The sequence below is a fragment of the Chitinophaga niastensis genome (assembly GCF_003014755.1).
Lineage (GTDB): Bacteria > Bacteroidota > Bacteroidia > Chitinophagales > Chitinophagaceae > Chitinophaga > Chitinophaga niastensis.
Genome location: NZ_PYAW01000001.1, coordinates 198048 through 209100, shown reverse-complemented (window position 1 = coordinate 209100; position 11053 = coordinate 198048). Strand labels below are relative to the sequence as shown.

Annotated in this window: 10 protein-coding genes; 4 read left to right on the top strand and 6 right to left on the bottom strand. The window is 44.6% G+C overall.

The window, feature by feature from the left end:
* Nucleotides 1-13: 13 nt before the first annotated feature.
* On the top strand, nucleotides 14-1387 hold the full coding sequence (locus CLV51_RS00845; protein WP_106526121.1) for a M20/M25/M40 family metallo-hydrolase: 1374 nt from the start codon (nucleotides 14-16) through the stop codon (nucleotides 1385-1387).
* 23 nt (nucleotides 1388-1410) lie between these two features.
* A complete protein-coding gene (locus CLV51_RS00840; RefSeq protein ID WP_106526120.1) occupies nucleotides 1411-1800 on the top strand; it encodes a hypothetical protein in 390 nt (129 codons plus the stop codon).
* Between the two features lie 76 nt (nucleotides 1801-1876).
* Here CLV51_RS00840 and CLV51_RS00835 read toward each other — a convergent pair whose 3' ends face one another.
* From CLV51_RS00835 to CLV51_RS00815, 5 genes are all read right to left on the bottom strand, one after another.
* Complete coding sequence (locus tag CLV51_RS00835; protein ID WP_106526119.1) at nucleotides 1877-2587, bottom strand: SAM-dependent methyltransferase; 711 nt, start codon at nucleotides 2585-2587, stop codon at nucleotides 1877-1879.
* Complete coding sequence (locus CLV51_RS00830) at nucleotides 2587-3351, bottom strand: EI24 domain-containing protein (protein ID WP_106526118.1); 765 nt, start codon at nucleotides 3349-3351, stop codon at nucleotides 2587-2589. Before CLV51_RS00830 ends, CLV51_RS00835 begins: the two co-directional genes overlap by 1 nt.
* 200 nt (nucleotides 3352-3551) lie before the next feature.
* On the bottom strand, nucleotides 3552-4565 hold the full coding sequence (locus tag CLV51_RS00825; protein WP_106526117.1) for a PorP/SprF family type IX secretion system membrane protein: 1014 nt from the start codon (nucleotides 4563-4565) through the stop codon (nucleotides 3552-3554).
* Between the two features lie 169 nt (nucleotides 4566-4734).
* Nucleotides 4735-5388 carry a uracil phosphoribosyltransferase gene (upp, locus tag CLV51_RS00820; RefSeq protein ID WP_106526116.1) on the bottom strand — a complete coding sequence of 218 codons (654 nt, stop codon included), beginning with the start codon at nucleotides 5386-5388 and terminating at the stop codon, nucleotides 4735-4737.
* A gap of 43 nt (nucleotides 5389-5431) precedes the next feature.
* Complete coding sequence (locus CLV51_RS00815; RefSeq protein ID WP_106527544.1) at nucleotides 5432-7279, bottom strand: YfbK domain-containing protein; 1848 nt, start codon at nucleotides 7277-7279, stop codon at nucleotides 5432-5434.
* A gap of 100 nt (nucleotides 7280-7379) precedes the next feature.
* Between CLV51_RS00815 and CLV51_RS00810 the strand changes: the two genes are divergently transcribed.
* Nucleotides 7380-8471 carry an anhydro-N-acetylmuramic acid kinase gene (locus tag CLV51_RS00810; protein WP_106526115.1) on the top strand — a complete coding sequence of 364 codons (1092 nt, stop codon included), beginning with the start codon at nucleotides 7380-7382 and terminating at the stop codon, nucleotides 8469-8471.
* Nucleotides 8472-8559: 88 nt separating this feature from the next.
* On the opposite strand, the gene ade is transcribed toward CLV51_RS00810, so the two are convergent.
* Complete coding sequence (ade, locus tag CLV51_RS00805; protein ID WP_106526114.1) at nucleotides 8560-10203, bottom strand: adenine deaminase; 1644 nt, start codon at nucleotides 10201-10203, stop codon at nucleotides 8560-8562.
* Between the two features lie 122 nt (nucleotides 10204-10325).
* On the opposite strand from ade, the gene CLV51_RS00800 reads away from it, so the two are divergent.
* Nucleotides 10326-11048: an outer membrane lipoprotein-sorting protein gene (locus tag CLV51_RS00800; protein WP_106526113.1), complete on the top strand. Its 723-nt coding sequence runs from the start codon at nucleotides 10326-10328 to the stop codon at nucleotides 11046-11048.
* The last annotated feature ends 5 nt before the right edge of the window (nucleotides 11049-11053 follow it).

Sequence of the window (11053 nt, the reverse complement as noted above, 5' to 3'; positions counted from 1 at the left end):
ATTAACCTGCTGCATGAAAAAATACCTTTTGCCAATTTTATTTGCCTGCTCTTTGCCCGTGGTGGCAGTAGCGCAGCAACAGGATTCAGTAGTACTAAGGCACTTAGCTGATGAAGTATTGACACACAGTACCGCGTATGAAAACCTCAGAACGTTAACAAAAACGATAGGAGGCCGGTTGGCCGGATCTCCGCAAATGCCAAAGGCGGAGCAGTGGGGGGTAAAAGCCTTGAAGGCTGCCGGTGCGGATACTGTATACCTGCAGGAATGCATGGTGCCACATTGGGTAAGAGGTGCTAAGGAAGAAGCCCGCATTATTTCCAAACGCCGCGATTTTGTGCCGCCTTTGAATATCCTGGCACTTGGCAATTCTGTAGGAAGCGGTCCTGCCGGCATAACGGCGCCAGTGCTGGAAGTGGCTTCCTTTGATGATCTGGAAGCTAAGAAAGACCAGGTAAAGGGAAAGATCGTTTTTTACAATTACCACTTTAATCCTACTTACGTTAAAACGTTCCATTCCTACCGCGATGCTGTTATGTATCGTGGGCGCGGTGCGAGTCGCGCTGCCAAATACGGCGCAGTGGCGGTAATTGTGCGCTCTATGTCCCATGGTGCAAATAATCTCCCGCATACCGGTGCTATGGCGTATGACAGTGCGTACCCCAAAATACCTGCAGTGGCTATCGGCCTGGAAGATGCAGACCGTTTGAGCCAGCGTATTAAGGATGATGAGAGTGCAAAAGTATTCCTGCGTACAAATTGTGTTATGCTGAAAGATACCATCGGACATAACGTGATTGGTGAGCTGAGAGGTAGTAAATATCCGGATCAGTACATCACCGTAGGCGGCCACCTGGATTCCTGGGACGTAGCAGAAGGTGCACATGATGATGGTGCCGGTTGCGTGCAGTCTATTGAGGTATTGCGTGCATTCAAAGGCGCGGGCATCCGGCCACAGCATACATTACGCGTGGTATTGTTTGCGAATGAAGAAAATGGTACCCGTGGTGGAACCAAGTATGCAGCGGTAGCCAAAGCCCGCAATGAAAAACATATCCTTGCGTTGGAAAGCGATGGTGGGGGCTTTACACCTCGTGGGTTCTCTTCCACTATGGATGCAGGTAAAAAGGCTAAAATGATGAGCTGGAGGCCTTTGTTTGAACCCTATGGTATATATGATTTTGAAGATGAAGGTGGCGGAACCGATGTAGGACAGCTCAATGCAGCACTGGGCACGCCTATGGCTGAACTTTCTCCTGACTCCCAACGTTATTTTGATATTCATCACGCAGCCAATGATGTGTTTGAAGCGGTAAATAAACGTGAGCTGGAACTGGGAGCTTTTGGTATGGCGGGTTTCCTTTATCTTGTAGATCTGAATTTCTGATCTTCATCAACTAAAATTTAAATATGGGTCGGTTTGTTTTTATCGTCGTGGCTATCATCTTAGTGATATTGGGCGGCACAGTATTCTACAAATTCTATTTTGTCTTCGGACAAGGCGTGAAGGCGGGTGAACTTAATTATTTTGTGCAGAAAGGTTATGTCTTTAAAACTTACGAAGGCAAATTAATCCAGACTGGCTACAAGGGCCAGGCGGCGGGTACTATTCAATCTAATGAGTTCCAGTTTTCTGTTACCAGTGAACGTATTGCACAGCAACTGATGACTTCCAGCGGAAAAACGGTGGAACTGCATTACAAGGAGTATCTGGGAGCTTTGCCCTGGAGAGGATACAGTACGTTTATTGTAGATAGTGTTATTTCTATGACAGAGATCAATAAGCAGGTGATACCTTAATAATTACGAATTACGAATTGCGAATTACGGATTGAAGTGATCTTTGCTTATAACCGTAATTCGCCATTCGTAATTTTTATTGCCCTGCATACAACAGGAAGATCGCCGGCCTTTTATGCAGCTCCGGCAATTGTTTCCTCCACTCTTTTACAGTTTTTGTTTTGATATATTCTGTGGGAGCAGTGATGTCTGCTGCAATGCAAACCTGCGTATGGTCTTTACAGTTATCCAGGATATCTTTCAATAACTGATTATTGCGGTAAGGGGTTTCAATAAAAAGCTGCGTTTGTTTTTTCCTTTCGGATTCCAGCTCTAATTCTTTGATCATTTTTGTTCTTTCCGGGGGTTTAATAGGCAGATAGCCTACGAACTGGAAATTCTGCCCGTTCATACCGGAGGCCATCAGGGCCAGCAGCATAGAATTGGGGCCGATCATCGGAATTATTCTTGCATCTACACTATGTGCTGCCTGCACTACAAGATGACCAGGATCTGCTATGGCAGGGCATCCGGCTTCGCTCAAAATACCAATATCCTTTCCTTCCAGTAACAGCTTTTTTGCCAGTGCTACATCCGGTGGCTGGTTTTCGTTCATGAGCAATAACTGCAGGGCATCTATATTAATATTTCTATCCAACGCTTTTAAATAGCGCCGGGCAGTACGTTCGTTTTCTACATAAAAAACAGTGAGTTGCTGCACGATGGCAGTAACATATGCGGGAATGCTGAATAAGGCATCGGCGCTCAACACGGTGGGAACAAGGTACACTTTGCCGGGAGTAGTCATTATATCAGTCTTTTATTTTGTAAATCAATGGTAGCCGCAATCACAGCATAGGAAGGTGCCAGCATCCAGCCCAGCACAGGGATGAGCATAAACAGGTAAAACACAATTCCATTGCCCAATGCCATGCCACGGTGCTGACGGATAAATTGTATGCTCTGCGACATATTTAACCGGTGACGCTCACAGCTATAGTCCATCATGGAAAATCCATAAAAATAGGATTCAATGAAAAAGCCTACCATAGGCGTTAGCCAGCCAATAACAGGTATAAAAGAAACCAGTAGCATGACCAGTATGGCAGCTGTCTGGTAAACAATATTGCGGCAAGACATTTTAATCCCTCTCAGTATGTCCTGTCCTAACTGTGACCAGCTGAAGGGGAAATCTTTGTGCTCAAGAATAGCCTCTGTTTTTTCCGACAGGTAGGAAAAAACCGGTGATGCTACAATCAGGAATAAATATTTGAAATAGGAGAAGTACCAGAACACAAATACAATGCGGACAGAAAACGCTACCAATATAAAAAGGAAACTTATCCAGCTGCTTTCCAGGTCCTGCACCCACTCCGTGATATGCATCAGTTTCGTAAGGTATTCCACAAAATCACCAGAGTAGCCCCAAACAAAGTAAAACCCTGTGAAAAATAACAGGCAATATATGACACCGGGTATCAGTATCCATTTCCACAATTTATGCTGCATTATGAACTGGTGGGCTTTTCCGTAAGACTGAATGGCCGACAGTACTTCTCTGAATGAAAACAACGCCTGAGTATTTTAGTGTAACTGAATTAGTTTTTGTTCCTGTTTATGAAAGAGCAACGAAACTAAGGCAAAAATTATTTTAAACTGTGATTAATATGATTTAAATGATTCGCCTGATGAGTGAAGATACTAACGGAGATCATATTCCGCTTTTATCTCCGCTCATCAGGCGAATCATTTAAATCATATTAATCATTGTCCTAGAAGCGGGGACAGAGTGTTTTATACTTATTATTTTCGTTGCGTGTATGAATGTAGATCAGCGATATTTCCAGGCCACCACGGTAGTTGGAGGCTGGCTTCAGACTGGATACGTTGGTATCGTAGGTTAGACCTACCTGGAAGCCCTTAATTTCCATTCCAACATAAGGAATGATCGCATCTTTCAAACGGTACCAGCTACCCAGGTAAAAGGTAGTAGGATTATCATCAGCGTCGCTGAGGGAGAAGCCATAAGCGCCGCCTAATGTAAACTCAGAGGCAGTGCTTTGTTTCATATAGAGGACACTGCCATGAAACCGATCTTTCCCATTTACCGGTACAGATCCGCCACCATGTACAGTCCAGCGATAGCTGAGCCTGTTTTGCGTGAGGTTCATAAACGATTCTGTAGGCTGGGTAATATGGTAATAGGATGCGCCCAGGTAAATATTTGATGATTGTCCGATTAACCCGTTATATAAAATACCGATGTTAGGATCGAAGTAAGATATTTTTGGGTTTACCAATGTTTCATTACTTGGAATTGCCGGATTGTATCCGTTATTATCTATCTGATTTTCAAACTGTAGTTTACTGTTATCAATTCTCTTCTGCACAATTGTTCCCTGTAAACCGATGGCCAGTGTGTGATTACCCTCAGGGTCCAATCCTTTATGGTAGGCCGTGCTGAAGGAAAGGTAGCTGGAAGTCAGCGCACCGCCACCGCTTCTGTCATACATCGCCATCATACCTACGCCCCAGATATCCGTGTAGGAAATCACATTTTTTAGTATCCCGAAATCAATAGCAGCGGTACCGGTTACAAAGGGCGTAGAAATGCTGCGCCATTGTGAACGATAGTTGCCTGATAAACGATAATCGCCTGAAAATAAACCTGTAAATGCCGGGTTAAGCGTTAGTGGTGATGCAAAAAACTGGGAAAAGTGCGGATCCTGTGCCCGCAACGGATTACAATAAAGCAATATGGTCAGGAATAGTAAAGCTCTTTTCATATAATAAAGCTTAAAGCATAGGGTATTATGCAATACGGGTGAAGGTACGTAAATTAAATCATATTTCAAATTAAATCAATGTATAAAAAATTATATCAAAAAAAACGAATAGCAGTGAATATCATTTTTAAAGATACTCCACTGCTATTCGTAAAACGATTATTGTTAATTATTGTTGCAATTTATTTCCAAAAGCCAGATCACCGGCGTCACCAAGCCCCGGCACTATGTAACCTTTTGCAGTGAGTTCGTCATCAATATCACCTGCCCAAATGGTAAGATTAGCTTTGGTGTTACGCAATACATATTCAATTCCAACGGTACAGGCAATAGCTACTACCAGGTGAATATGAACAGGTTTTCCAATTTCTTCCAGGTGCTCTATCGTTTTCACCAATGAAGCGCCGGTAGCCAACATGGGGTCGGAAAGAATCAGTACTTGTCCCTCAATGGAAGGACTGCTTACGTATTCCAGGCTGATATCGAAAGAACCATCATGGTTATGTTTGCGATAGGCAGATACAAAAGCATGATCGGCTTTATCAAAATAATGCAGCAGCCCCTGATGCAACGCTAGTCCGGCACGTAATATCGTAGCCAGTACCGGCTGAGTTTTCAGTACCCGGCAAGTAGCAATACCCATTGGGGTTGTTACTTCCGCATCTACATAGTCCAGTGTTTTACTGATTTCATATGCCGCTACTTCTCCCAGTCGTTCCATATTACGCCGGAAACGCATACGATCCTGTTGAATGTCAACATTCCTGATCTCGCTTAGCCATTCTCCCACCAACGAGTTGGTTTCACTTAAATTGATAATCATGTGCTTGCCCTTTGAGTGCGCAAATTACCGAAAATTAGTGTAACTACTCTTTGTCCAGCAGCTTCGCCTTTTTCACCAGCTGAATAAATTCCGCACGATAACCTTCCGGATCTTCTCCACGTGCTTTGCCGGCCCAGGCAAGTACCTGCTCATAGGTTGCCGTGCCTTTGAAAGCGGAGTTGCGCAACAGCTGGCCAAAAGCAGCCACGGCAACCGTCATACGGAAATCTTCCGGTACCTGTTCTATCTGCTGCCGGCTGTAAGGGAGTACTTTTTGCAGCAGCTGACTTTTATCTTCCTGTGGTTCTTTATAGCGCAACTTTACGGTCAGTACTTCTGCCTGGTTACCCATGATCTTTGCCTGTTGGTATTTCAGCGGATCTACCCAGTTTACGACAGGTGAATTTTTTCCGGTAGGTATAATCTCATACAACGCTGTTACGGTATGGCCTACACCCATATCTCCGGCGTCTTTTTTATCGTTGTTGAAGTCTTCGTTCTGCAACAGGCGATTTTCATAACCTACTAACCTATACGACTGTACGAATTGAGGATTAAATTCCACCTGCAGCTTTACATCTTTAGCCACAGTGAAGAGCGTGCCACCAAATTCTGTTACAAAAGTTCTGCGGGCTTCTTCAAAATTATCAATGTAGGCATAGTTCCCGTTTCCTTTATCTGCCAGTATTTCCAGCTTGTTATCTTTATAATTTCCCATACCAAAGCCCAGTACAGAGAGATAAATACCCTTTTGTCTTTCTTTCGTTATAATCCGTTCCAGTTCTCCATCGCTGGAAGGGCCAACGTTGAAATCACCGTCTGTAGCCAGTATTACGCGGTTGTTGCTGTTTTTTGTGATATGCTCAGCGGCAATGCGATAAGCCAGCTGTATGCCTTCTCCACCCGCAGTAGAGCCCCCGGCCTGCAATTCATCCACAGCGGCCAGGATCTTGCTCTTTTCACTGCCACCGGTAGAAGGCAGTACTACACCGGCAGCCCCGGCATACACTACAATGGCTACCTTATCCTGAGGACGCAGCTGTTCAATCAATACTTTGAACGCGCGCTTTACCAGTGGCAGCTTGTTTTCTTCATCCATAGAACCGGAAACATCAATCAGGAATACCAGGTTAGAAGGAGGCAGATCTTTGGTATCTACCTGTTTGCTTTTTAAGGCAATGCGTACCAGCTGATGACCAGTATTCCAGGGACATACTGCCATATCTGTATAAATAGCCACAGGGTCCTTGCCAGTAGGGGCTTTATATTGGTAATCAAAATAGTTGATCATCTCTTCTACTCTTACCGCGTCTGCAGGTGGCATTTGTCCATTATTCAGGAAGCGGCGCACATTACTGTAAGAGGCCCGGTCTACATCAATACTGAATGTACTGAGTGGTTGATCGGTGGCAGTATGAAAAATATTTTCATTAATAGGACTATAGTCTTCTGTATTGTTTTGGGGACTCGCTTTTATATGAATCCCGGAAGCGATACGTGGCGCAGCATAACCTGTCACCACAACCTCCGATAATCCTTTTTTGTCATCCATTATATACCGGTTCTTTTCGCTGTCTGTTATCAATGGTTGCAGCAGGTTCAGTGTAATGTGAACCGTAGTTTGTGAGGCACCTACCATAATTTCCTTTTGTTTAAAATGGGTAGCAATTGCTTCTACTGTAACCGCGCCGGCAGGGACTTTTAGCTTAAAATTGCCTTTTGCGTCCGTTGCTGTTAGAAAATCCGTGCCTTTTACACGTACCACCACATTGGGTATACCTGCATTACGGAGGCTGTCTTTAACGGTTCCTGTAATCAGCCGCAGCTGCTGCGCAGAGGCATTAAAGGCCAGCAAACAGGCAAGTACTAATAACGAAAGATATTTTTGCATAGCAGTGAAGTTTTCTTCCTGTAGGATGTGCCCCAATCATCCATTTCCATAAATCGTAAAAAAAATATTTTAAAACTACCTTTGCTGAAATTTTTAGTCGATGGTATATAACGTGATTGGCACCATGTCTGGTAGCTCATTAGATGGACTGGATATAGTTTTTGCAGAACTGACCGAGATACGCGGACAATGGACCTATGCTATCAAAGCATCTGAGAGCCTGCCTTATGAGCCGGAATGGCTGGAAAGACTGGCCACAGCTACCATGCTGCCAGCTCAGGAATACCTGTTGTTACACACCGCTTACGGACATTATACCGGCCAGCGCATCCTCTCTTTTATTGAAAATAATCAGCTGGATCATAAAGTACATTTTATAGCTTCTCACGGGCATACTACCTTTCATTTACCTGCGGGTAAAATGACTGCCCAGCTGGGCGATGGTGCTGCTATTGCAGCCGTTACCAACCTGCCGGTGATTACTGATCTGCGTGCAGTGGATGTGGCACTCGGCGGACAAGGAGCACCCATAGTACCTATCGGGGAAAAATATTTGTTTACAGGTTACCAGTATTGGCTTAACCTGGGCGGTATTGCCAACATTTCCGCACAACTACCGGAGCAGTTTGCCGCCTTTGATATTTGCCCGGCCAACCGTGTGCTGAATACACTTGCATCAGCACTGAACAAACCTTATGATGATGGCGGGGCGCTCGCTGCGGGCGGTGTATCAGATAAGGGTTTGCTGGAGCAACTGAATGCATTGCCTTACTATACAGCACCATGGCCTAAATCGCTGGCTAATGACTTTGGTACAGGCACCATATTACCTATGATTGACCCATTGCGTATATCTGTACAGGGCAAACTGCGCACCTATTCAGAACATATTGCTATTCAGATAGCTAAAGCGGCAGCAGCGCTGAAAGCGCAAATGCCGGAAGGACCGGCAAAAATGCTGATCACCGGTGGTGGTGCTTTTAATACTTTCCTGGTAAATAGTATACAGCAACAGCTGGCGCCATTAAACATTGTAGCAGAAGTGCCGGATGCAATCACCGTTAATTTCAAGGAAGCACTGGTAATGGCCCTGGTTGGCGCACTGCGCTGGAGACAGGAAAATAATGTGTTGTCTTCCGTTACCGGAGCATCAAGAGATTCTATTAATGGAGCACTCTGGACAAGCCATTAGGAGTTAGCTATTAGCTTTTAGCAAAATGCAGCGGAGATTGTAGCTCTCCGCTGCATTTTGCTAAAAGCTAACCGCTAAAAGCTAACCGCTAAAAGCTAACCGCTAAAAGCTGGAATGTGTCACCATCAAATAATCCCAGATCGCTGAGTTTTAAATGCGGGATCACCAGCAATGCCATAAATGACAATGTCATGAAAGGCGATGCCAGCGGTGATCCCAGCGCTTTGGCTGATTTATCCAGTGCACTGTATTGTGCTGCAATCGTATAGCCATCGAGGTTACTCATTAACCCTGCTACCGGCAATGGCAATACCTGCAATTCTTTATTGTTTACCACACTGATACCACCTTGTTGTGCAATCACCGTGTTGATAGCAGCAGAAAGACTTTCGTCGTCTGTTCCTACAGCAATAATATTATGACTGTCGTGCGCAACCGAGGAAGCGATCGCACCATGTTTTAGACCAAATCCATGAATAAATGCCAGTGCCACCGGCGCTTCGCGGTAACGGTTTACCACAGCCAGTTTCAGTATATCTCCGGTAGTGCTGCTGTGCAGTAATCCGTTTGTTACCGGAAGTTCGGCAGTAATAGCGTTGGTAATAAGCTGCCCTTCAAGTGCTTCAATAACTTTTACGTTTACGGTAGCCGCACTACTATCGTTAACGGACATACGAAAATCAGCTGCTGAAGTGTTATTGCACACAAAATTATTGACAGGAGAGGAGGGCACAGAATTAATCAGCGTATGGCCATTTTCTGCCACTTTCACTCCTGCTATATATGTTGCAAGAATGTTAAAGTTTTGAAGATCATCTACCACAATAAAATCGGCAGCATCATTTTCCCGCAGTAATCCATTATCCAGTTTGTAATGCAGTACCGGGTTTACACAGGCTGCACGTAATATTTTAAAGAGATCAATACCCTTTGCCAGCGCGCGTTTCACCAGCAGGTTGATATGGCCTTCCACCAGGTTATCCGGATGTTTATCATCGCTGCAAAACATAATATGCTCCGGATGATCCTGCAGGAGCGGAATGAGGGCTTCAAAATTTTTGGCAGCACTGCCTTCACGGATGAGGATATGCATGCCGTATTGCAGCTTTTCCAATCCTTCTTCCAGTGTAAAACATTCATGGTCTGTACTGATACCGGCAGCAATATAATCACGGGCAGCATCGCCGCGAAGGCCCGGTGCATGGCCATCTACAGGCTTTCCTGTTTTTTTTGCAGCTGTTATCTTTGCTAATACTTCCGGATCTTTGTGGAGCACACCGGGGAAGTTCATCATCTCTGTAAGATACCTGATATCATCCCGTTGCAGCAGCTGTTCAATATCTGCTACACTTACGGTGGCACCGGCTGTTTCAAAAACAGTGGCGGGTACGCAGGAAGGCGCGCCGAAGTTGAATTTGAAGGGCACCTGTTTACCATTTTCCAACATATATTCCACGCCCTTCACGCCCATTACATTGGCTATTTCGTGCGGATCGCTCACGGTGGCTACTGTACCATGTACTACCGCCAGTCTGGCAAATTCAGAAGGGATCAGCATGGAGCTTTCTATGTGCACATGTGCGTCTGTAAAGCCCGGCAGCAGATAGTTTGGGTATTTATTACCATTACGTTCAATCCTTCGGATATAACCACCTTCTATGTGAAGTGTGGCCGGATATATTTCCTGTTGCAGTATATCTACCAGGTTACCGGAAATCTGGAATGTATTCATGGGCGTAAAGCTAAGGAATAGAAGGCATTTTCAGCCCTGGCGTATTTTTTTGGGAAGATGCGGAGGGAGATGTTTTTTGGTTATCTTTATTTGCTATAAAAAAATATTACAAAAATTCTTTTATGAGAGGTATTAAGATTTATACACTGATGACCGGACTTTTAATTGCCGGCATCAGCACCTACGCACAAACGGTAGATGAAATAATCACTAAGAATACAGTAGCCATGGGAGGAGCGGATAAATTGAATGGGATTAAGTCGCAGTACATGGAGGGAACCATGGAAGTGCAGGGGCAAACAGTGCCTATTAAAAGATGGGTAAAGCAGGATGAGGGCATGCGTTTGGAATTTAGTATTATGGGAACCAATAATGTTCAGGTAGTTACACGTACTGCTGGCTGGAGTTTGATGCCTGTTATGCAACAAACGGAAGCGCAGGAAATGGATCCGCAAATGTTGAAATTGATGAAATCCCAGCTGGATTTGAGAGGGGAGCTATATGATTACAAAACCAAAGGCAAAAAAGTGGAATTGCAGGGAAAAGATACTGTGAATGGGGCTCCCGCGTATAAATTGAAAGTAGTGGCTGCTGATGGTGCTATCGGAACAGCTTACCTGGATGCTGTAACTTTTTTATTGGTGAAAGCTACTAATACACTGGCAGTACAGGGGCAGACGCTTGAGATGACCACATTGTTGTCTGATTACAGAAAAACACCGGAAGGCCTGTCTTATCCGGCTGTAACAGAACAAAATCCCGGTGGTGTAAAAATTAACGTCACTAAGGTAGAAACGAATCAGACATTAGCAGATAGTTTGTTTACGAAACCAGTAAATAAATAAATTAC